The organism is Methanothermobacter tenebrarum (genome assembly GCF_003264935.1).
GTDB classification, from domain to species: Archaea; Methanobacteriota; Methanobacteria; order Methanobacteriales; family DSM-23052; genus Methanothermobacter_A; species Methanothermobacter_A tenebrarum_A.
The window spans coordinates 20,377-42,050 of sequence record NZ_QLOE01000003.1; the positions used below are offsets into that span (position 1 = coordinate 20,377).

Sequence of the window (21,674 nt, forward strand, 5' to 3'; positions counted from 1 at the left end):
TTCCTCCAAAAAATAATAATATGATCAATCTTGAACTATCCTATATGTTACAAATTTACCTGCGGTTGGACTTTCCCTTATTATTTTCAGTATATCCCCCTCTTTCGCCCCTATAGCTTTCACTACAGGGTCATCAGTTCTTATACTAGGTAGTTGTTCGGCGTGGATTTTCATTTCCTTGAGGACTTTCTCAGCCTCTTCTTCAGATAAAATAACATGTTCCGGTACCAGTTGGTGTTTTAATATATCCTTCTTCACAATTTATCCTCCACACGAAAAATATGGCCTAGAATCAGGGGAACGGGCCCGACGGGAATTGAACCCGCGACCACTTGGTTAAAAGCCAAGCGCTCTTCCAGACTGAGCTACGGGCCCTATGGGGACGCCCTGGCCGGGAATTGAACCCGAGTCGCGGGCTCGACAGGCCCGCATGATAGCCCCTACACCACCAGGGCAATCTTCTAAAATGAGATTATCCCAATTTATCCATCTCACTCCTTTAAATATTTTACCCTCCATCTATTATCAGGATTTAAACATTTTTTTGATGAGAGCCTACACACACTATAATTGGAGTGTGATCATATCTACTCTATAGAAACGTTGAATATTATATATCTCTTGTAACATTTTATAAATATTTTTCCCTTTTTATAGTATTCTGGTGGGGATTTATAAAATTGGTAGGGGAGGTGGGTAAAGTCCCGCCTGCCGGACTTGAACCGGCAACCCTCGGATCTACAGTCCGATGCTCTGCCAAATTGAGCTAAGGCGGGTCTATAATATGGTATGGGACCACCCGGATTTGAACCGGGGTCTCAGGCTCCCAAAGCCCAAAGGATCGACCAGGCTACCCTATGGTCCCATTAAGATTATGTGAAGCCCCGGACGGGAATTGAACCCGCGACCACGAGATTACAAGTCTCGCGCTCCACCAGACTGAGCTACCGAGGCATTCATCATATTAGTCATTAATATTTAAATATTTTACGGTATAAAATAATATGCTATAAAGGTATGATATATTTTAAATATTCATGGGATTGCAGAGCACCTTGACAGCTGGTAATTCCTCACCAGCCAATAAACTTATAGCAGCACCACCACCACTACTTATATGGTCTATACCATCTTGAAAGCCCATTTGAACCACTGCAGCGGCTAAATGGCCGCCTCCTATTATGGAAAACCCAGAGGATGATGAAATGGCGTTAAGCAGATCCTCAGTGCCTATACTAAACTCTGGGTTCTCGAAAACTCCCGCAGGACCATTTGCAACTATCATTTTAGCGTTCCTTATCTTCTCTGCATAGACTTTTATGGTTTCTATGCCGATATCATAAATTGGAAGATCTGGGATATCCTTTATGGGAACATCTAATCTTTTATCATCTTTGCATACTGCCACATCGACTGGTATAAGTATTTTGTCCTTGAATTTTTTCATGAGCTTCCTAGCCACTTTTATGAGATTACTGTAGCCTCTTTTCTTTATCAGTTTCTCGTTACATTTACCTATATCTATTTTAGCCGCTTTCAAAAACACGTTAGCCACAAGACCCGTGGTCAATATATAATCAGCACTACCCTTCCCTAGGACATTTTCCATGACTTTTATGGAGTCATCGACTTTAACGCCTCCAAGAACATAAATGCAAGGCCTTTTAACATTTTCAAGGGCACTATATAGGATCTTTAATTCCCTTTCCATGACTCTCCCAGCCGCGGATGGTAGTTTCACTGCGAAGCCTACCAGTGAGGGTTGGGATCTGTGGGCCGCGGCAAATGCATCATTGATATAATAATCGATAAGGGGGGATAGTTTTCTGACAAGGTGGGTTTTTGCTTGGATTCTAGGCTCCCTTTTTAGGATTTCCTCTGAGTAAAAACGAACATTCTCTAGGAGTATTATATCACCTTTTTTCATCTTGGAGATTTCTTCCCTGGCAGCGCATCCAAAGATATCCTCCACGTATTTTACAGGACGTCCTATGATATCTGATAGAATCTCCGCATGTTTTTCTAAGGTTGTGAAATCCTTTTTACCTGGCCTGCTTTGGTGGGCTAATATAACAACTTTCGCTTCCATGCCCGCAAGCTCATCTATGGTTTCTGAGTGAAGTCTGAGGCGCGTATCATCGAGTATTCTCCCTGTATGGGGATCTACAGGCGAGTTTATGTCGATCCTTAAAAGTACGGTTTTACCATTTAATTCAAGATCATCTATGGTCTTGAAATTTAATGACATTCAATGTTCACCCCAAGGTTACTTATATTTTACTCACCAAGTCCAACAGAGCTTCACGGGGATTATCGGCTAATATGACACCGGATGCTAAAAGCACGCCCTCTGATCCAAGATCCAAGGCCGCTTTAAAATCTTCACCTGTAGATATCCCAGCCCCACAAAGCACTTTAACATTAGGGTTTATGTTTTTAACAGCATCCACGGTCCCGGTGACCACTTCAGGTTCTGCCTTGGATACTGGGATGCCAGATCCTATAAGTTCTGGGGGTTCCACTGCTACGAAATCAGGGCCCATTGCAGCTGCAGCAGCGCTTGTATCCACGTTATTTGTACAGACTATGCTAATGAGGTCTGCTTCTTTAACTTTTTCAATGACTCTTTGGACATCTGCGAGTTTCATCCGCTTCTCTGAGTGATTTATAAGGGTTCCTGTGGCTCCGGCTTCCTTTGCGCATTCTAAAAGGATGCTACCAGTGTGGCCACCGGCATCTATGGGGTCGATATGTTGGGCAACCACTGGTATTTTAACTCTTTGAGCCACCCTAAAAAGATCCATATGCTGTGGCGCGACCACAATATTAACACCACTTTCATCAGCCACTTGTTCACAAGCACGGGCTAAATTCACAGCATTTTCACCGGTAGATTCAATATAAGTTTTAAAATTCAATATTACAATGGGAGTATCATATTTCAATGATAAGCCTCCAAATTATTGTTCCACCCCTAAATTTAATATGGATATAATCATTTTATAAAAACTATTAAATAATCCCTCCTATTATTATCTTTTTTATGACCCTACACAGATATTATTATTGTTGGAAAAATCTTAATATTATTAACCTTTGACACACTCTCATGTTAGATCAACTCCAAGGTTACTGATAACATTGGAGGGAGTGTACTCCCTTTGGTTGATCTGTTGCGTATGAGTATGGGAACTATTTAGGTGGATGGATGTGTTTATTTCAAAATTTGAGAAACTCAAAAGATTAGAGAGGATGGGGTACAGGTTCGTTGGTAAAAATGCGCATACAGCAGTGAAGACTTGTCTGTGGACAAAAAAGAGCATATTAGATGAAGGAACATGTTACAAACAGAAATTTTATGGTATCAAAAGCCACAGGTGCTTGCAAATGTCCCCAAGTGTATTCTTCTGTCAACAAAAGTGTCTTTTCTGTTGGAGAGACCTCAGATACACGAAAACGGAATGGGATGGGGACTATGATGAACCAGCAGATATAGTAGATGAGTGTATCAACGCACAAAGAAGCTTACTTTGCGGATTCTTCGGGAACGAAAAAGCCAACAAAGAAAAACTCATTGAAGCACAAGAACCCAATAATGCAGCCATATCATTAGCTGGGGAACCGCTATTATATCCAATGATAAATGAACTCATCAGAGAATTCCATAAAAGGAAATTCACAACATTCCTAGTTACCAATGGCATCAATTACAAGGCGCTTGAAAGTCTTTCAGAAGAACCCACCCAACTATACATTTCACTAGATGCACCCTCCAAGAAAATCCACAAAAAACTTTGCCGACCACAAACAGAAAACGCATGGGAACATCTAAACAGATCCTTAGAATTACTCCCAACTTTTAACTGTCGAAAAGTTCTAAGGATAACAGCAGTCAACAGGAAAAACATGACAAAACCGAGTGCATACGCTTCCCTTATCAAAAAGGCCCAACCAGACTTTGTGGAGGTAAAAGCTTACATGTATCTTGGATATTCACGTCAAAGATTAGAAATGGAAAACATGCCATTATTCTTTGAAGTTTATGAATTCGCAGATAAAATAGCTAAATTAGCTAACATGGATATAATCGACAAATCAAAGGAGAGCAGAGTAGTACTATTAAGCTAAATTGGGGGGATTCCAATGAGATACATCCTATTAACTTTAATATTTTCCATATTTTTTGTTTATGGGGTTTCCGGGCTTTCGATCACACTAGGAGAGGCCACTTATAACAATCCAGAGTATAAAAAGGCTATGATAGATTATTTCCAATCAAAAACAGATAAAAGTATAAAAGATGTTAGTGTAGAGGTTATCAAGGCCCAGGATGTTAATAGGATATCCGAGGATGTTACAGGCGAAGTATATAAGCCGGATCAAATATTTTCATGTGCAATGGTTGATCTGGACAATGATAACCTTACGATAGTCGTTGATCAGAGTAAAATAAAGAATGTAACGCCTCAAATGTATGCGAACAGTTTAAAATCTGCTGGTATAGAGAAGGGTTATGTGGTGGTTTCAGCACCATTATCAATATCTGGAGAAACAGCTCTCATGAGCATATTCAAATCTTATGAAACCCTCACAGGAACTGAGATACCAGATGATGTTAAAAAGGCATCCCTTAGGGAACTGCGCCTCCAGACCAGACTAGTTACTGAGACTGGTGAAAATGGTGACACTATTGCCCAGTTAATTAGTGAAATTAAAAATGGATCTGAAAATATAAATGATACTCAGAAGATAAAAGAGATAGTCATTCAAGCCGCGGATAAGCGAGATATTGATCTAAAGAGTACCCAGATAGAGGATATATCACAGGTAATCGCAGATTCACAGAAAGTACAAGGACTAGCCACTAACTTCAAAAAGAGATTGGAACATGAGACTGGTGGTGGATTAGAAGATCAATTATATTCATGGTTGCAAAGTCGCTATGATTACCTAATAGATTTATTATCAACATGATCCAGGAGTATTAACATGTTAATAGCAAAGAACAACCTCCAGTTCATCATAGAAGTTGCCATAATAATCCATATAGGTTTAGTAATATTATTCAACCTAGTAGGAGTTTCTCTGAGCTTGGTCCTCTTTCTAGGCACTATTCTCACAATATTATTCGCCTTCTTATTCTCCGTTGATACCATCCTATTAATTTTACCTTTATTCACACATCAAGAATTCACACACCCATTCGGCCCATTCGCAGTCTTATCATGGGTTAGTGTACTGGCAGCGTCAAATTTATTATCAGAGGCTGGTATACGTTCAACTTCTATCAAAACGCTGAATTACATCCTATTTTTCGTCATAGCAATTGCAGGGGGTTTGATGCACCGATCATTCCTGCTTTTATGGTTCCTTGGAGGGGCCCTAGGATATTATATAATGTCTAAAAGTTTCAAAAGGAGTGCGAGGATAACAAGAAAATCGGTCATAGGATTCATATCAGCCCTTATAGGCGGATTCGCACTCATGGAATTCTTAGCAAAGATACTTGACATGCCAGTTTTAAGTCCACTTCTTAGGATTGCAAGGTTGGAAAATTATACTATCCCTAGTCTAAAGTTAGTCCTTACAAAAACAACATTTTGGGGTCATGTAGTAGGATCCTGCTATTGGAAGTCGGAGTGTCTAGGCGGGGCTGATGGTTATATAACACTCCCAGTGACGCTAATCCACAAGTTAGGGTTACCCTACCATATATTTTATGGTGTGCTCATCTATAAGAAGGATTATATAGATTATATGCTACCTGGTATATTCGCAGTATCCTTTGATGCTGGATATTTCGGTCTCTTATTCCTATTATCATGGGTGCTTATAGTGACCATCACAGGATTTAAAGTTCTTAAAATATACAGAGAGAGAAGATTAAATGGTATTAAAAGATATCTTGGGAGGGAGGCCATCCTTATAGGTTCTCTTTCGGCTTTTCTTACGCAGAGCATCATCGGCCTTTTCTTGTTTAATCGTTCATTTAATTCGTCAGCACTCCTTACCTATATTATATTATCGGCTCTTGTAATGGCACATTCTATAAATGTTAAAAGGAGAATATCATGAAAACTATAGTTTTCTCGCGATTTCAACAGCCTTTGCAGCGGCCTTTTCAAGTGATGTTTCGAATGGTATCCCCGCTTCTTTGAGGATTCTCTGCCCTTCCTCTTCGTTCGTACCCGTAAGCCTTATTACAAGGGGTATATCCCTCTCAGCATCCTTTAGAGCTTCAACAACACCCTTTGCCACATCATCTGCTCTTGTTATACCACCGAGCACGTTTAGAAAGACAACATCAACCTTAGGATATGATATTACATGGTTGATCGCCTTTCTTATAATTTCTGGAGAAGCACCACCCCCTATATCAAGGAATGTTGCTGGTTCTCCACCTTGTAATTTTATAAGGTCCATTGCTGTTAATGTGAGCCCTGCACCATTCCCTATAACTGCTATGTTACCATCCAATTTAACAAAGGCGAATTCGCTAGCCTCATACTCTTCCTGTTCCCTCAATTCAGGGTGTCTGAAGATAGAATCATCATCGATTTCGAGTTTGGCATCAACTGCGATCAGGTTACCTTCAGAAAGGGCAAGTGGATTTATCTCAGCGAGGAGCGCATCATATTTTCTGAAAAGATTATATAGTCTCCAGATTATGCCACCTACCTGGCTTATGAGTTTACCCTCTATGCCCATTTTTCTGGCGATCTCCCTAGCCTCATAGGGTAAGAATTCTCCAAGCGGATCGACATAATATTTAATGATCTTTTCCGGGTGTTCGCTGGCAAGTTCCTCTATTTCAACACCGCCTTCGCTACTTGCCATTATAAGGGGCTTTTTCATTGCCCTGTCAACTATAATACCAACATAGAATTCTCGTTCAATGGGGATCTTCTCTTCTACAAGGACCTTATCTATTCTCTCCCCTTTAATCGAAGAAGATAAAAGCTCTTCACCGACTTTATAGGCGCTTTCTGGGTTTTCAGCGAATCTTATACCACCGGCCTTACCCCTACCTCCTATGAGGATTTGTGATTTTATAGCTACTGACTTCCCTAATCTCCTAGCTATTTTCTCAACATCCTCTGGGGTTTTAGCCACACCACCATCTGGTGTGGGTATGCCCTCCTTTCTAAAGAGTTCCTTAGCATTATATTCATATAACTTCATCTGGGATCCCCCACTTCTAGTATTCTTTTCCCGGCTTCGAACGCTTCAAGGTTCTTCTTCTCAGTTCCGGGCGGCACACTATCCTCTATGGCCTTTTTAGCCGCCCGGTCACTGATCACCCTAGTAGCTTTTGTGAGGGCTCCTATCATCACCATATTAGCAACTATTGGGATGCCTATCTCCTCCTTCGCTGTTCTAGTAGCCGGGGCCCTATAATATTTTATCTTTTTTTTCTTGATGAAATCTTTTATCTCCTCTTCCTTGATCATGTCAGGATCGGCTATGAGTGTAGCTCCAGTTTTCAGATCATCCAAATAGGTTATAAGGGCTTCGTGTGACATTGCCACGAATATGTCAGGTTCACGGACCTTTGGATAATCTATTTCCCCATCACTTATAACTACTTCAGATCTGGATGCACCACCCCTTGCCTCTGGGCCATATGATTGTGTCTGCACGGCATAGAGTTCATCATATAAACTCGCGGCTTTCCCTATCACTATCCCCGCCAATACAACACCTTGCCCCCCAAAACCTGCGATCCTGATCTCCCTTCTCACTCCAATCATCCCCTATAAGCTGATTTTATCGACTTGAATCTTTCACCACACTTCTCCTCGATGAGATCATACATTACAGTGGTCAACTCTTCCTTCTCTTCTTTTACAAAATCTCCCACGATTATTTTACCCTCTAGTTCCTCTGGCTCCATCCTCAAAGCTTTCCTCCTATTTATACTATTGTCTTTCATCCATTGTAGCATCTCAACTGGGGATCTCATACGATTTTTACGGCCGAAATATGTTGGACATTGTGATAACACTTCTATAAAGGAGAATCCTCTATTTTCAAGGCCTCTTCTAATGGAATTTGCAAGTTGTAATGGATGGGCTGTTGTCCACCTGGCAACATAACTGGCTCCTGCAGCCTTCACAAGCTCGGCCAAATCAAAGGGTGTTTCGATGGCACCGTAGGGTGCTGTGCTACCATAACTTCCACGTGGGGAGGTTGGGCTTATCTGGCCGCCGGTCATGCCATAAATGTTATTGTTTATACAGATTACTGTGAGGTCGATGTTTCTCCTGGCTCCATGGATGAGATGATTACCACCTATTGCAGCAGCATCCCCGTCACCTGTGAAGACTACAACATCAAGGTTGGGGTTTCCTAGTTTGAGTCCGGTGGCGAATGCTATTGGCCTTCCATGTGTTGTGTGAAGGGAGTCACATTTCACATAACCTGGGATCCTTGATGAGCAGCCGATACCAGAGACTAGGACTATATTTTTGAAGTCAATATTTGCAAGTTCCATGCCTTTGAAGAATGTGTTCATTACGATCCCGTTCCCACACCCTGCGCAGAAAATGTGTGGGAGCCTATCCTTTCTCAAGTATTTTAGGAACGGATTTTCAAGGGTCATTAAGCGAATCCTCCTAAATCATGGATTTTATCTTAGCCTTTATCTCATCTGGGTCATGAATTTCTCCACCCAATTTTGGGAGGAGTTCGACTTCTGCCATGCCATTAGCCGCTCTTTGAACTTCATAGAAGATCTGTCCAAGGTTCATTTCCACGACAAGTAATCTATTAGCAGCTTCGGCGGCCTTTCTCACTTCATCTTCTGGGAAAGGCCATGGCGTGTCTATCTTAATATGACCTACCTTGTAGCCTTCTTTTCTCAAATCCTTTATGGCTGTTGCAACAGAACGGCTAGGGGCTCCATAGGATATGGTTATAAGGTCCGCATCTTCGGTATTGGAATTTTTAACCCTAACTATATCCCTTTGGTGGTTCAGTATCTTGTCACATAACCTTTTCACGAGCTTTTCATGGCCTTCAGGGTTTGAAGCGTCGGGGTATCCCTTTTCGTCGTGTGTGAGTCCAGTGACGGGGATATTGTAACCTTCACCGAATGGTGGCATTGGTGTTGTCCCATCAGCAACTGCTTTGAAGGGTATGAACTCTTCAGGGTCTCCCTGGGGCCTTCTCCTTTTTATAATCTTCACCTTGTCAGGGATTGTTATCTTTTCTCGCATGTGGCCCACGATTTCATCAGCCATCACCAGTACAGGTATTCTATACTTCTCTGAAAGGTTAAAGGCTTCTATGGTGAAATCGAAGCATTCTTGGACTGATGAGGGTGCTAAGGCTATGATTTCATAATCTCCATGGGATCCCCACCGAGCTTGCATCATATCACTCTGAGAGGCCATTGTAGGTTGGCCTGTTGAAGGCGAACCCCTCTGGACATCTATAACTACTAGTGGTGTTTCTGTCATGGCAGCATAGCCTATATGTTCTTGCATGAGTGAAAATCCCGGGCCTGAAGTGGCTGTCATCCCTTTTAGACCGCTCCAAGCAGCTCCTATCACGGCTCCTAGCGCTCCTATCTCATCCTCCATTTGTATGAAAATGCCACCCTCCCTTGGCAAGAGTAGGGCCATCTCCTCGGCTATCTCTGTTGATGGTGTTATGGGGTAACCTGCGAAGAATCTGCACCCTGCTTTTATAGCCCCTCTTGCACATGCCTGGTTCCCTTGTATGAAGTATTCTTCAACCATTTTCATCCACCGCTATGGCTTGGTCTGGACATAATAAAATACAGATCTTACATTTCTTACACTTGTCCTCATGTTCGGGTACTGGGACGTAAACTCCCCTTTTATTTAATGTATCAGATTCTTTATAGACCTTCTCGGGGCAAAACTCTATGCATATGTTACATCCTTTGCAGAGTTCAGGATTTATATGTATCATAGGACATCTTCCCAAAAAATCCTTCTTTCACTATACCCTTATGATATCTTGACATTTAACTTATTCGCTGGCAACCCTCCAATAGTGTGGCCAGTATAAAATCCCCCACACAATGGGGGGGGGAGCATATAGAACAGTGGGTGTGATCCCCCTTGCTCATTCTTCTTTTATGTTCTCTACATAGATGAGTGGATATTTGAGTCTATCAATGTACTTCATCCGTATAATGGCCTTCACATTCTTGAACTTGGAGGTTATCTTAACGTCTAACATTTTCCCTTCGAGTGAGACATATCCAAACTCATTTTCAGCATCATCTAAGTTTATTCCAACCTTAACATCCTCTATACTCGGTTGAAGTCTTATGGAATCCTCAATAGCCGTCTTAAGCGATTCTAGAGTATTCTGATTGACTGGGGTGCCGGTGAACTGATGGAAAAGAGCACCCATACTTATAGCACCCTCAAATATGGCCCTCTCCCTATCAGAAAGACACTTAAAATATTCATCTAAACTACCCATAAACATCCCTCGCAGAATCCCATTATCTTATTTAATTCTCCAAGTTTCTCTGATATAAACTCTGGAGGTGTGGGGAAACAATAACCAAAAAATAGGAACAGAGTCAAGGCTAAAGTGGCGATCAAAATAAACTTCCTATCTTCCACCACAGGATAAAGCCTGGTGATCAAGATACCGCCCATAAAAAATGCTCCGATAATTATGAGGGCATAATATTTCTTAGGATTCTCCACCTTCAAATTCTTTTGAAATGGATGAACCTTCACAAGATCACATTCAACTATCAACCTTTCACTCATAGAACCAATAGGATGACAAGTAATAAGAAATAACTTATCCCCCTGATATATTGATATTTGATACGAAGCAGGAACTGTAAAAGACCTGTTCACAACATACTCAGCCTTCCCAATCCCAGGCCAATTAAGATAAACCTTATCACCCTTCTTCAGTTTATCCAAGTTAAAGAATGGGGATCCATACATGGTCCTATGACCGAAAAGGATAACAGTACCATTCCCAGGCTTAAATGACTTGGGTTCATGATAAACACCATAAAAAACAGATTTATTATTTATCTCCTTGGTTAAATTAATACCTGGGATTTCAACGATAGGAGCATTAGGCTCCTTTTGTTCTATTTCAATTTCAGAAGCATAAAAACTCACTTCAATAAGAGCATAAAGAGATAATATGAACATGCCGGTTATCACTAAAATTGTTGATATTCTCATGATCTCCACCAAAAAAATGGAAATAAGGGTGGAAATGCTAACGTAACCTTGTATATGCTAGGGCTGCTACTGTGACCAAACCACCTATTATCAAAGGACCCCAAGGAGCCCCAGTCTCTCTACCAGGAACTGTACTGGTCCTGTTACCACCGTACTCCCCACCAGCAGCGCCAAAATTGGACTTAAGAGGCGTGCCATAATAACTGTAACCTTCCCCTCCTCCAGCAGGCCATTGATAAGCGTATTCAAAGTATGAATAACTCCGTCCTGGCATTGCAACATCCCATGCCGCAACATAAGCTCCTGGAACAGACTCATAATCAATGAAAGTGGCCTTTGGATCGCTGTAGATGAGCTTTGAATTTGATGGTACAATAGGCGCCCTAACTATACCATAAACTGGCTCATAATCAACATTATAAAGGCTGAACCCAAATGTTCCAGTCCAATTCATGATCTTAAGATCAGTGTTTAATGTTTCAAGCTCATTAGGCAAAAACCATGAAGTATAAAGACCTGGTTCACTCACAAGAGGCCAATAATAAGTTGGGTCCTCTCCCGCTCGACTAATGTAACTGAGTTCGTCGCCGAATGGGCCTGTTGCCTTTAGTTTGAATTTGACTGTTCTTGTTTGGCCCGGGTCTATTTCCCATCCATAGTCCCCGCCTAGTTCAGGGAATTGATTTGGCCATTTTCACAGCTGGTGGATCAGTCCACTCAATAAGCCATTTTATCGTCTCATTTTCCATAAGATGATCATGGTATGCTTGTCCTATCTTGAAATAGTATGGTCTATCAGCTTTGTTTTTCACTGTTACTGTTATGATCACCCATAGGCTATCCATTTTTAAGCTGGCTTTGGTATGGTTAACCCAAGTTTCTCCACCTGTTTTATTTTCTTGAGCAAAGCCGGTTTCGGATGTGGCGAATATTGAAAATAAAAAAATTGCAATCAATCCAGTCAAAAGCACATATTTTAATTTATCCATTTATTAACACCCCTTATTTTATCCATAAATCTTATGTAATTCGCGGATCATCCACTCAGGTGCATTCTGTGTCGGGACAGTTAATATTATACTGTTCATGTTCTGTATCAAGAACGGCACATCATCCCTCGGCACCTCCAATATTACAAGGTATGTGGCGTCAAGTTCCCCAAGGTTCGCGGCCCTCTCATAATCAGACAATCTTATACCATAATTTTGTAGGATGGCCCGAATATCCTCTTCACTCAAACCACCCGCCGCAGCTGCTCTGAGGAGCTGTTCAACATCGGTAGTTGTTTTTTTCTCCATAGACATTCCAGAAGTCATTGTATTGATGGAGATATTCTGTGATCTTAGAATACTAGCATCTACGGATCCGCTATCCTTTGCCCTGAGGATTGCAAGTACAGTGGCGCCGCTTATCTTTGGCGTGGTTTCTTGGGAAGTTACGGTAGTATTGTTACCAGTCTGGTTCACGTTAAGGTATACGTCTACCATGCTACCGACACCTATAAGTCCGCCGGCAGCTTGTAATCTTGATATCATAATGGGAACTGCGACAGTGTCAGGAGTTTGGATCACCATATTAGCGAGTACTGTTGCATCTGCTTCGTTCACTATTTTCTGCGCATCGGAGGCCTTCATTATAACCCTCTTCGACTCTGACTGGTTCCCATTCTCTGTGACATTATACACTACCATGACTCTATTGAATTTGTCCTTTTTGGTGTTGATTTCTTGAGTCTGGTATCTGCGCCAAGATTTGGTTGCGGGTCCGAGCACATCAACTGCTAGTACTTCCTCTGGTGTCTGCCCACTATCTATCTCGGCAAGGATTGCCTGTTTTTGCGGGTCTGTGGCGAGCGGCCCCTTGAAGTATGCGTCCACTTCAGCTATTTTCTGATCTTTAGCAGCCTGGAGCGTCTGCTGGTATGGTTGATATACGAGAAAATAGTATCCACTTGCAACGATAATTATTATTATTATACCAAAAACTATGGCTCCTACGAGGGTGCGTTGATCCTCTTCTGGGATCTTTGGACGCATACCCCTACTAGGAGGTTTTCCAGGCGGTGCTAAACCAAGTTTTCTCTCAGGAGGCTTCTTTGGAGGTTTTAATCTAGGTTTTTCTTCCTTTTTACCTACTCTTAGGCGGGGTCTGGGCATGGGCCTTTTCCCTGGTTTTTTTGATGGTTCCTTCCTGGTGCCTGTGAGCTTGTCCACGAGCCCTTTCACTCTTTTCATGATATCATTGTCATCCCCCTTTTTTCGGAGATCTGGAGGCTTATTATTATTGCCTTTTATTTTATCTATCATTTCATATCCCTTTTTAAAATTTTCGTATTAATGGGATTAATACGTAGGCCATGGCCAGGATGAGGAGTGTTGTGGCGAATATTTTGAAGTTTGAGCCTATAAGTATGGTTAGTATCAATAGTATGACTATTATTGTCCCCTTTTTCGTGTTGATCTTTGGATATTCTACGGAGCTTATCATTATAAGTGATGTGAAAGCTGCTATGGTGAGGTTAAGATATTCATTGAAAATACCGCTAAGGTATAGGGAGGAGACAATTACGGCCATTACTGGTATTGGCAAGCCAATGAAGGTACTTTTTTTGACATTTGCAATTACATTGAATCTTGAAAGCCTTAATATCCCACATGTCATTATTAGAAGACTAACTAATATATTAATGTATCGAAAACTTGTTGTGGAATATATGAAAAATGCAGGGGCCAGACCAAATGAGATAATATCTGAGAGGGAGTCAACATTCCTTCCAAAACCTTCATCATCTTCTCTTTTTATTCTACGGGCAACCCACCCATCAATTGAGTCAAAAATAACCGCCAATAACATTAACTGACAAGCAAAGCCTATAACCCCCTTTGATATCATTATTATTGATAGGAATCCGAGAGAAGCGTTTATAATCGAAAATAGGTCGGGAACCACCATATAATATTGTATATTATATTTTCTTTCTGTCATCGCCTATAGACCTCTCTTCCTCTGTATGTGGGAATCGTGCTATTATTGTCTCCCCTGCCTTGGATTTTGACCCGATATTAACTAGAATTTCACAATCCTTAGGTATTATAAGATCCACCCGCGACCCGAAACGGATCATACCTATACGGGCGCCAATTTTCACTTCTTCACCCACATTTACATATTGTATTATCCTCCTAGCTATGAAACCTGCTATTTGGATGATCCCCACCCTACTATATTTACCTTCAATGACCATTAAATTTTTCTCATTTTCTTTTAAAATTTTACCCTTCGCTATTTTGAATTTCCCAGGATAATAACTGGCGTGGATGATCTTCCCAGTGATGGGCGCCCTGTTAACATGCACATCAAATGGGGACATGAATGTGCTTACAAGGATGGCCTCATTATCCTCTGTGATTTTATCTAATAGGGGATGGGAAGAGTCTATAACTTCTATTCTATCTATCTTCCCTGATAGTATCCTCCCATCAGCGGCTGCCACTATTATACCTTTAGAGTTTGGTGTTTTCCGCTGTGGGTCCCTGAAGAATTGTATTAAAAAGGCTAGAAATGATAGGATGAAGAATGTTATAATATAATATCCTAGGAGAAAGAAAAATATGGAGAATGTTAAGAGTATCCCAAATTTTTTTGAGGCTCCATTCACGAGCATAGGATCACCAGTGGAATATATTCTTTTTCCCGGAACTGATAAAATATATATAAAGTTTCTTAGATATTAATCTCTACATCCTCTAGATAAAATTTAAAGCTTATCTTTAACTTGTGATGTGATGGTGATGATAGAAAGCAAGATCAGGGTTCTTCGACAAGCAGCGCAAGTATCAAGCGCCAGTTCGGACAGGATATGGTGTGTCGCCGTTGGTAATGAGGATACGATTAACAGCGTAGCCTATGAGGCCATAGCATCAAAGGATAAGGTTAAAATACTCTTCAGGGAACATGTATCGGTTAAGGAGGCTTTTGTCAGGAAAAAGTTCGATTTGATGATGCTTTATGGTGAGGAGTCCAAGATACGGGATCTATCAATCATATGTAAGGAGAATGGAGGGGCTTTTTTAAAGATAGCACCATATTATGTTAAAAACGAACCCCATCTCTTGCTTCTTGTAGCACCTGAAAATTTGATCAAAAAATTTGTTGGAGAAGCAGAAAAGAGGAAAGCCAATTTCAAGTTAATCCTCCAAGATAGGACAACAGGTTTTATAGAAGCAGATGTTTATTTAACTGCAAGATTGCCAAAGTTTATAAGGGAGATTATTGACCCATTATTTAAAGTTACAGACATTGTCTTAACAACACTATTAATATCAGTCACCAAAAGAGAAGATGCTGAGAAGATAAAAGAAATCTCGGCCCACAATAATATATTTATTGTGGATTTCAAAGACATTTTAGAGGAGGATTGAAATGTTTTCATTTAGAAAAAAGGAAGAAGGAGAAAAAGAGGAAAGTAAAACAGTCACAAGCACTCTTGGTATAGATTTAGGGACGCTAAATACCGTGATAGCCAAGCCATCAGGGGATAAATTTGATATTTATAAAATACCTTCAGTAGTCGCTGTTAAAAAGGACGACCCATCTTATGTCCTCGCGGTGGGTGAAGAAGCGAAAAAGATGCTTGGCAGAACACCCGAGGATATAGTGGCTGTCAGACCACTTAGAAAGGGTGTTGTGGAGAGCGTGGCGCAAGCAGAGGCGCTTATAATCCATGCAATAGAAATGGGTGCAGGTGACATATCAGAGATTGAAAGGATAGTCATAGGCATTCCAGGTAACGCGTCAGAAGTTGAAAGGAATGCAGTTGAAGAAATCGGCAGGAGAGCTGGTGTAAAATACGTTCTAGTTATAAGTGAGGGTCTTGCAGCGGCAATAGGCGAGGGATTACCAATAGCGGAAGCCTCAGGTACTATGGTCATCGACATAGGCGCAGGATCAAGTGACATTGTTGTCATATCACTCGGAGGGATAACAGACATTGAAACAGTACGAGTCGGTGGCGACGACATAGATGAAAACATAGTAGAACTAGTTAAAGAAAAACACAACGTAGAGATAGGACTACACGAAGCAGAAAGGGCCAAAATCGAAGTTGGCATGGTTCATTCAAAAGCAGAAATTGAAAACGAGAAAACCACAGTAATAGGAAAGTGCATGGAGACAAACAAACCAAAAGAGGTTGAAATAGATTCAAAATTGGTCGCTGATGCAGCGGAACCCGTCATCACAAAAGTGATAGATGCAATTTCAAAAGTCCTTGAAAGGCTATCACCAGAACTCATATCAGGAGTATACAAGAGGACAATACTAGTCGGGGGCACGTCCCTCCTAAGAGGGCTTAAAGAAAGAATCTACGATGAAGTAGGCATCCCAGCCGAAGTATCAGAAGACCCCATGACCGTAGTAGCAAAAGGCACCGCCATCGTCGCAGCCGAACCAAGAGCACTAGAACCAGAAGTAAGACTAAAAGCCATGAAATAACAGCTGATCCAATGAAAATACTCGGAATTGACGAAGCAGGCAGAGGACCCGTGATAGGACCCCTCATCATAGCAGGAGTCATGCTACCACAAGAAAAAATAAAAATCCTCGAAAAACTCCAAGTTAAAGACTCCAAAAAACTCACACCAAGAAAACGCACATACCTCGCTAAAAAGATAAAAAAAATCAGCAAATATTATATAACAAAAATAGACGCCCCAGAAATAGACAAATTACGCCAAGAGGGTGTTAACCTCAACGAAATAGAAAAAAGGGCCATCGTAGATATCATCAACAAAGCCCGGCCAGACCATGCAATAATAGACTCAGTTGACATAAAACCCCAAAGATTCGAAAAAGAAATAAAAAAATTAATAAAATATAAAATAAGCATCAAAGCAGAACACGGTGCCGACACAAAATATCCAATAGTATCAGCCGCATCCATACTAGCCAAAGATCAAAGAGAACAAGAAATAGAAAAAATAAAAAGGAAATATAAAATAGAATTCGGTTCAGGCTACCCAAATGACCCCCTTACAAAAAAATTCCTATCCAAACTAGAACATGACAAACTACCAGATTTCATAAGAAAATCATGGGCCACAATAAAAAACATGCAAAAAAACTGGGGGGTTCTAAGATGATCACAGAGCCGATAATAAATTTCCTCACAACAATACTAGAAATGTTCAAAAGTGGGGGCATAATCACCTACGCCATCGCAATCATAGGAATATACGGACTGGCACTCTCCATAGAAAAAATATATTATTTACGCAAAATATCACGTATCAGCACACCAGAAATTATAGGAATAGTCAACGATTCCATGGAAAAAGGAGGCGCCCTAGAAGCCCTCAGAGCCATAGGCCAATACCAAAACCCAATCTCGAAGATAATCTCAGAAGCTCTTAAAATAGGCTACAGGAACAAAGCAGAAGTCGAAGATGCCATGGAAAGAGTTTTCATCGTCGAAATGAGTAATATGACACGTGGCCTCGGCACCCTCAAGACAATAATCGAAATCGCACCACTACTAGGTCTTATAGGCACCGTCATAGGAATATGGCACACATTCAAAGTCCTCGGAGTTAACGCAGACCCCACTTCAATGGCACAAGGAATCTACATAGCCCTTATAACAACCATAGCAGGGCTCACAGTCGCAATACTATTACTACCATTCTACTCATACATAACAAGTAGAATAGAAGCTGAAATAGATAAAATAGAACTTATAAAAAAGATGACAAACTGGAATTATGCGGTCATGAAAATCAAGGTGGAAGGAAACATCGAAGCCGTGATGGAAGCCCTCAGAGAATCAGAAGGTATAGTTAACGTGAAACCCATCAACGAACCCGAAGCAAACATGCAAGTAGCCTTCAAACCTAGCATGCTAGAAAAGAGTATAAACAACATAATACTCGAAAAATGTAATAAAAGCGCGGATATAATAGAAAGCAGACTAAAACAATAACTGGGTGGAATAATATTGCCCATTGACGTTGAAAGATATAAAAGGAAGATTAAAAAAGCCAATCCACGCTTCAACCTCGTCCCATTTATAGATATACTATTTACTTTACTCATTTTCCTCGTTGTAACAAGCAGCTTTCAAGGAATAAATGAAGGAGCATCCTCTTCGGGCAAGCCAGAACCGGGAGAAAGTTTAGGCCCCTCTGAATATTATCTTATCCCCGTCGCCGGCTTGAAAAAGGTTATAGTCAATGGTGTCGATAAATCAGAGTATATAAGAAATAGTGCGATCGCAGTCCACACACGCGTATTAGATGAAGGTGAAATAACAATAAGACCAAGGGAGGGTCTTATAATCATACAAACACCACCAGGTTTCCCGCTAGATAAAGCCGTTAAAAGTCCAGCCTAGTAAGGTGATAAAGAATGTATCTTGGCAGAATATTAGCTGTTGGAAGTAGCGAAGATGGTGTATTCGCCGCTTACAGGGTTTCGAGCAGATCATTTCCCAATAGGATCGCTAAGAAATTCGAGGACAGAGTCGCCATCATCCCCAAGAAAGGCCACGAAACCGATGTCTTCAAGAACCCTTATATTGCATACAATTGTATAAGGATAGTAGAAGACACGGCAATAGTATCCAATGGTTCACATACAGACGTGATAGCTGATAAGATAAGCTTGGGCATGAACATAAGAGATGCCATAGCATTATCCCTACTTACAATGGACTATGAAAAGGATGAACTAAACACCCCAAGGATAGCAGCAGCCATAAAAGATGATGGTGAGGGCCATATAGGGATAGTAACCTCCCATAATATCCAAGTAGAGAGGGTGCCAAGTGGGAGCTCATATTACATATCCACATATGAGCATACAACACCTCGAAGAGTTAAATTCGAGGCTGAGAACGCGGATGAGGCAGCCGCTTATATAATGGGTGAGGGAGAATTCTCCAAGTTCACAAATCCGGTAACGGCTGCGGCAGCTTTTAAAGGGGCCCGTGAATGGGAACTTAGCACCATTTAACCAGATCTTACCAATTTTAGGGTGCTCTAATTGGAGATAAAAATCCTAGGACTTTCCACAATACCCCTCATAAAAGAAGGTGACGATCTAGCAACTCTTATCATCGAAGCTTCTAAGAGGGAAAATATAGAGATCGAAGATGGGGATATTATTGTTATCGCAGAGACCATAGTATCCAAAGCTGAGGGGAACACAATAAATCTTAAAGGGATAAAACCTGGATCAGTAGCTAAAAGATTAGCCGAACAAACCGGTAAAGACCCTAGGTTGGTTGAGGCAATATTGAGAGAATCAAAGGATATAATAAAAGTTGGACACGATTTCATAATATCTGAAACAAAACATGGCTTTATATGCGCAAATGCTGGTATAGATGAATCAAACGTTGAAGAGGGAATGGCAACACCCCTGCCAGAGGATCCGGATGCTACAGCAGAGAGCATAAGATTTTCTTTAATCAACAAATTAGGTAAGGATATCAGTGTTATAATAGCCGACACCCAAGGGCGTCCTTTTAGAGAAGGTGCCGTTGGGGTTGCCGTGGGAGTTTCAGGCATGAACCCAATCTGGGATAGGAGGGGAGAAACAGACCTATATGGTAAGAGCCTGAAAACAACCAAAATTGCGGTTGCAGATGAGATAGCATCAGCAGCTTCCATGTTAATGGGACAAGCAGACGAAGGGATACCCATAGTCATAATAAAAGGCTATCACCACGACCATCTTAAAGGCGAAGGCACATCCAAAGACCTTTTAAGGCCAAGGGAATTGGATGTTTTCCGTTGACAAAAGTGGAGACTTTAAAATGATAACCGTATTATCTGGGGGTACAGGAACTCCTAAACTCCTCCAGGGAATGAAGGAAATTATCAACCCATCCCAAATAACTGTAATAGTTAATACGGTGGAGAATGACTATTTCTCAGGCTTATATGTTACACCTGACATTGACACGGTCCTCTACACTCTAGCAGATATTATAAACGAGGATACATGGTATGGTATAAGAGATGACACATTCATCACACATGAAATGTTAAAAAAGCTAGGATGCCCCGAGCTTCTAAGGATAGGTGACAAGGATCGTGCATTCAAGATCCAGAAAACACTATTATTAGAGGATCATAGTCTCTCAGAAGCTGTAAATATCCAAAGGAAGGCCCTTGGTATAAGATCGCGAGTAATACCAATGAGTAACGAGCCCTCAGAAATAAAAATACTAACAGAAAAGGGGCCGATGAGCTTCCACGAATTCCTCATCAAAGAAAATTCTAAACCTGAAGTTATCGACATACAATACAATATTCTAAGACCAGCACCCGGCGTTATAGAAGCCATAAAAAATTCAGAGATAGTTATCATAGGACCATCTAATCCAGTGACTTCAATTGGACCGATAATCTCAACAAAAGGAGTTAAAAAAGCATTAGAGCAAGCTTTTGTAACCGCGGTATCCCCTATCGCTGGTGGAGTGCCATTCAGCGGCCCCGCAGCGAAGTTCATGAAAGCTTTAGGCTATGAGGTTTCTTCTATGGGGGTTTGCCAAATTTATGCAGACTTCCTAGACAAATTTGTCATTGATGAAAAGGATTCCCATTTAAAAGAAAAAATAGAAAAACTAATAAAAGAGGTTACGATAACAAACACCAAGATGGAAAATCTCGAAGACAAAATACGGTTGGCTAGAATAATTTTAGGTGAAATAGTATGATTCAAATGACCCTAATCCAAATAGATAATTATGGGCCATGGACTGTAACCCCCACCCCCAGGCGAGAGTCAGACCTTCAAATATTACAAGCCGAACTTTACGCTGACCTCCAAAGACAATTCGCCGCAAAACAGGGACTAGTTTTTTTCATGAGGTTCGATAACATGCTAGCTATAAGTAACGGCATGGACATGGAGGACCATCTAAGAATACAAGAGTCCATAGGTAACAGGTACCCTATAACTGTAAGTATGGGGGTTGGAACAGCAAGGACACCCTATGATGCGCAGAGGAAAGCTACAAAGGCTCTTCAGAGTCATGGGGGCGCACAATCCGAGGACAGGAAAGAAGTGCTTGCAATCGACAGTTTAGCTGATGAAAACGGTTTTGTGCAAATAGCTCACATCGACATTAATGGGATAACAGAAACACTCACTGATACTATGCCAGCCTATGACACATCCTTTGTGGTTAACCGAGTCCAACATTTTTTAATGAAAAAATTGATCAAAAAAGGTTCGCTACTATTTTTCATAGGCGGAGACAATTTCATGTCCCCATGTAATGGCCTGGCACCAGAAGGATTGCTCAAGATTATAAATGAAAAAGATGAGATAAAAATCGCATTAAAAGCGGGCATAGGTAAAGCTTCAACAGCCGAGAAGGCAGCTAACTTGGCAGATCTTGCACTTGAAGAGATAAGAGGCGGTTTCACCTACGATTTAGTACATCTCATGAAGGAATGATAAATGATCCTTAAA

Annotated in this window: 27 protein-coding genes and 5 tRNA genes; 12 read left to right on the plus strand and 20 right to left on the minus strand. The window is 41.1% G+C overall.

Annotated elements, in window-relative coordinates:
• Positions 1-24: 24 nt before the first annotated feature.
• The 8 genes from DPC56_RS02815 to tpiA form a co-directional block, all read right to left on the minus strand.
• Positions 25-258: a DNA-directed RNA polymerase subunit H gene (locus DPC56_RS02815; protein WP_181454365.1), complete on the minus strand. Its 234-nt coding sequence runs from the start codon at positions 256-258 to the stop codon at positions 25-27.
• 43 nt (positions 259-301) lie between these two features.
• A tRNA-Lys gene (locus DPC56_RS02820) sits at positions 302-375 on the minus strand.
• Between the two features lie 8 nt (positions 376-383).
• Positions 384-455, minus strand: a tRNA-Asp gene (locus tag DPC56_RS02825).
• Between the two features lie 247 nt (positions 456-702).
• Positions 703-776: transfer RNA gene (locus DPC56_RS02830), tRNA-Tyr, on the minus strand.
• 14 nt (positions 777-790) lie between these two features.
• A tRNA-Pro gene (locus tag DPC56_RS02835) sits at positions 791-865 on the minus strand.
• Positions 866-880: 15 nt separating this feature from the next.
• Positions 881-954, minus strand: a tRNA-Thr gene (locus DPC56_RS02840).
• 73 nt (positions 955-1,027) lie between these two features.
• Positions 1,028-2,248, minus strand: a complete 1,221-nt coding sequence (locus tag DPC56_RS02845) for a phosphoglycerate kinase (protein WP_112093561.1) — start codon at positions 2,246-2,248, stop codon at positions 1,028-1,030.
• A gap of 22 nt (positions 2,249-2,270) precedes the next feature.
• A complete protein-coding gene (gene tpiA, locus DPC56_RS02850) occupies positions 2,271-2,945 on the minus strand; it encodes a triose-phosphate isomerase (protein ID WP_112093562.1) in 675 nt (224 codons plus the stop codon).
• A gap of 265 nt (positions 2,946-3,210) precedes the next feature.
• Here tpiA and twy1 point away from each other — a divergent pair, with 265 nt between their 5' ends.
• Genes twy1 through DPC56_RS02865 form a run of 3 tightly spaced genes read left to right on the plus strand, consistent with a single transcriptional unit; the run spans position 3,211 to position 6,075 of the window.
• On the plus strand, positions 3,211-4,128 hold the full coding sequence (gene twy1, locus DPC56_RS02855; RefSeq protein WP_181454377.1) for a 4-demethylwyosine synthase TYW1: 918 nt from the start codon (positions 3,211-3,213) through the stop codon (positions 4,126-4,128).
• 15 nt (positions 4,129-4,143) lie between these two features.
• Positions 4,144-4,974 (plus strand): DUF1002 domain-containing protein, encoded by an 831-nt coding sequence (locus DPC56_RS02860; RefSeq protein WP_112093564.1) that lies wholly within the window; start codon positions 4,144-4,146, stop codon positions 4,972-4,974.
• Between the two features lie 15 nt (positions 4,975-4,989).
• Complete coding sequence (locus tag DPC56_RS02865; protein ID WP_112093565.1) at positions 4,990-6,075, plus strand: hypothetical protein; 1,086 nt, start codon at positions 4,990-4,992, stop codon at positions 6,073-6,075.
• A 3-nt stretch (positions 6,076-6,078) separates the two neighbouring features.
• On the opposite strand, the gene sucC is transcribed toward DPC56_RS02865, so the two are convergent.
• The 12 genes from sucC to DPC56_RS02920 form a co-directional block, all read right to left on the minus strand.
• Positions 6,079-7,182 carry an ADP-forming succinate--CoA ligase subunit beta gene (sucC, locus tag DPC56_RS02870; protein ID WP_112093566.1) on the minus strand — a complete coding sequence of 368 codons (1,104 nt, stop codon included), beginning with the start codon at positions 7,180-7,182 and terminating at the stop codon, positions 6,079-6,081.
• The gene (locus DPC56_RS02875; RefSeq protein WP_112093743.1) at positions 7,179-7,742 is read right to left on the minus strand and encodes a 2-oxoacid:ferredoxin oxidoreductase subunit gamma; all 564 of its coding nucleotides are present in this window, start codon (positions 7,740-7,742) and stop codon (positions 7,179-7,181) included. Before DPC56_RS02875 ends, sucC begins: the two co-directional genes overlap by 4 nt.
• A gap of 5 nt (positions 7,743-7,747) precedes the next feature.
• A complete protein-coding gene (korB, locus tag DPC56_RS02880) occupies positions 7,748-8,602 on the minus strand; it encodes a 2-oxoglutarate synthase subunit KorB (protein WP_112093567.1) in 855 nt (284 codons plus the stop codon).
• A gap of 13 nt (positions 8,603-8,615) precedes the next feature.
• On the minus strand, positions 8,616-9,743 hold the full coding sequence (locus DPC56_RS02885; protein ID WP_181454366.1) for a 2-oxoacid:acceptor oxidoreductase subunit alpha: 1,128 nt from the start codon (positions 9,741-9,743) through the stop codon (positions 8,616-8,618).
• Positions 9,736-9,939 carry a 4Fe-4S dicluster domain-containing protein gene (locus DPC56_RS02890; RefSeq protein ID WP_112093569.1) on the minus strand — a complete coding sequence of 68 codons (204 nt, stop codon included), beginning with the start codon at positions 9,937-9,939 and terminating at the stop codon, positions 9,736-9,738. Before DPC56_RS02890 ends, DPC56_RS02885 begins: the two co-directional genes overlap by 8 nt.
• A gap of 156 nt (positions 9,940-10,095) precedes the next feature.
• Positions 10,096-10,461 carry a dihydroneopterin aldolase family protein gene (locus DPC56_RS02895; protein WP_112093744.1) on the minus strand — a complete coding sequence of 122 codons (366 nt, stop codon included), beginning with the start codon at positions 10,459-10,461 and terminating at the stop codon, positions 10,096-10,098.
• On the minus strand, positions 10,449-11,195 hold the full coding sequence (locus DPC56_RS02900; RefSeq protein WP_112093570.1) for a class E sortase: 747 nt from the start codon (positions 11,193-11,195) through the stop codon (positions 10,449-10,451). The genes DPC56_RS02895 and DPC56_RS02900 overlap by 13 nt, the downstream gene beginning before the upstream one ends.
• 37 nt (positions 11,196-11,232) lie before the next feature.
• Positions 11,233-11,724 (minus strand): hypothetical protein, encoded by a 492-nt coding sequence (locus DPC56_RS08395; RefSeq protein ID WP_245923853.1) that lies wholly within the window; start codon positions 11,722-11,724, stop codon positions 11,233-11,235.
• 142 nt (positions 11,725-11,866) lie between these two features.
• Entirely contained in the window at positions 11,867-12,184 is a 318-nt protein-coding gene (locus DPC56_RS08400; RefSeq protein ID WP_245923855.1) for a hypothetical protein, read from the minus strand.
• Between the two features lie 18 nt (positions 12,185-12,202).
• Positions 12,203-13,501, minus strand: a complete 1,299-nt coding sequence (locus DPC56_RS02910; protein ID WP_112093571.1) for a DUF515 domain-containing protein — start codon at positions 13,499-13,501, stop codon at positions 12,203-12,205.
• A 13-nt stretch (positions 13,502-13,514) separates the two neighbouring features.
• Entirely contained in the window at positions 13,515-14,180 is a 666-nt protein-coding gene (locus DPC56_RS02915) for an archaetidylserine synthase (protein WP_112093572.1), read from the minus strand.
• Complete coding sequence (locus DPC56_RS02920; RefSeq protein ID WP_112093573.1) at positions 14,161-14,859, minus strand: archaetidylserine decarboxylase; 699 nt, start codon at positions 14,857-14,859, stop codon at positions 14,161-14,163. The genes DPC56_RS02915 and DPC56_RS02920 overlap by 20 nt, the downstream gene beginning before the upstream one ends.
• A gap of 127 nt (positions 14,860-14,986) precedes the next feature.
• On the opposite strand from DPC56_RS02920, the gene DPC56_RS02925 reads away from it, so the two are divergent.
• From DPC56_RS02925 to DPC56_RS02965, 9 genes are read left to right on the plus strand one after another with little or no spacing between them, the layout of a single operon-like run.
• Positions 14,987-15,616 carry a hypothetical protein gene (locus DPC56_RS02925; RefSeq protein WP_112093745.1) on the plus strand — a complete coding sequence of 210 codons (630 nt, stop codon included), beginning with the start codon at positions 14,987-14,989 and terminating at the stop codon, positions 15,614-15,616.
• A 1-nt stretch (position 15,617) separates the two neighbouring features.
• A complete protein-coding gene (locus DPC56_RS02930) occupies positions 15,618-16,688 on the plus strand; it encodes a rod shape-determining protein (protein WP_112093574.1) in 1,071 nt (356 codons plus the stop codon).
• Positions 16,689-16,699: 11 nt separating this feature from the next.
• Positions 16,700-17,335: a ribonuclease HII gene (gene rnhB, locus DPC56_RS02935; protein ID WP_112093575.1), complete on the plus strand. Its 636-nt coding sequence runs from the start codon at positions 16,700-16,702 to the stop codon at positions 17,333-17,335.
• Entirely contained in the window at positions 17,332-18,171 is an 840-nt protein-coding gene (locus tag DPC56_RS02940; protein WP_112093576.1) for a MotA/TolQ/ExbB proton channel family protein, read from the plus strand. The genes rnhB and DPC56_RS02940 overlap by 4 nt, the downstream gene beginning before the upstream one ends.
• A gap of 15 nt (positions 18,172-18,186) precedes the next feature.
• Complete coding sequence (locus DPC56_RS02945) at positions 18,187-18,582, plus strand: ExbD/TolR family protein (protein ID WP_112093577.1); 396 nt, start codon at positions 18,187-18,189, stop codon at positions 18,580-18,582.
• Between the two features lie 14 nt (positions 18,583-18,596).
• On the plus strand, positions 18,597-19,202 hold the full coding sequence (locus DPC56_RS02950) for an IMP cyclohydrolase (protein ID WP_112093578.1): 606 nt from the start codon (positions 18,597-18,599) through the stop codon (positions 19,200-19,202).
• Between the two features lie 30 nt (positions 19,203-19,232).
• The gene (locus DPC56_RS02955) at positions 19,233-19,988 is read left to right on the plus strand and encodes a coenzyme F420-0:L-glutamate ligase (RefSeq protein WP_112093579.1); all 756 of its coding nucleotides are present in this window, start codon (positions 19,233-19,235) and stop codon (positions 19,986-19,988) included.
• Between the two features lie 19 nt (positions 19,989-20,007).
• Complete coding sequence (cofD, locus tag DPC56_RS02960) at positions 20,008-20,913, plus strand: 2-phospho-L-lactate transferase (protein WP_112093746.1); 906 nt, start codon at positions 20,008-20,010, stop codon at positions 20,911-20,913.
• Complete coding sequence (locus DPC56_RS02965; protein WP_112093580.1) at positions 20,910-21,659, plus strand: GTP cyclohydrolase III; 750 nt, start codon at positions 20,910-20,912, stop codon at positions 21,657-21,659. Before cofD ends, DPC56_RS02965 begins: the two co-directional genes overlap by 4 nt.
• The last annotated feature ends 15 nt before the right edge of the window (positions 21,660-21,674 follow it).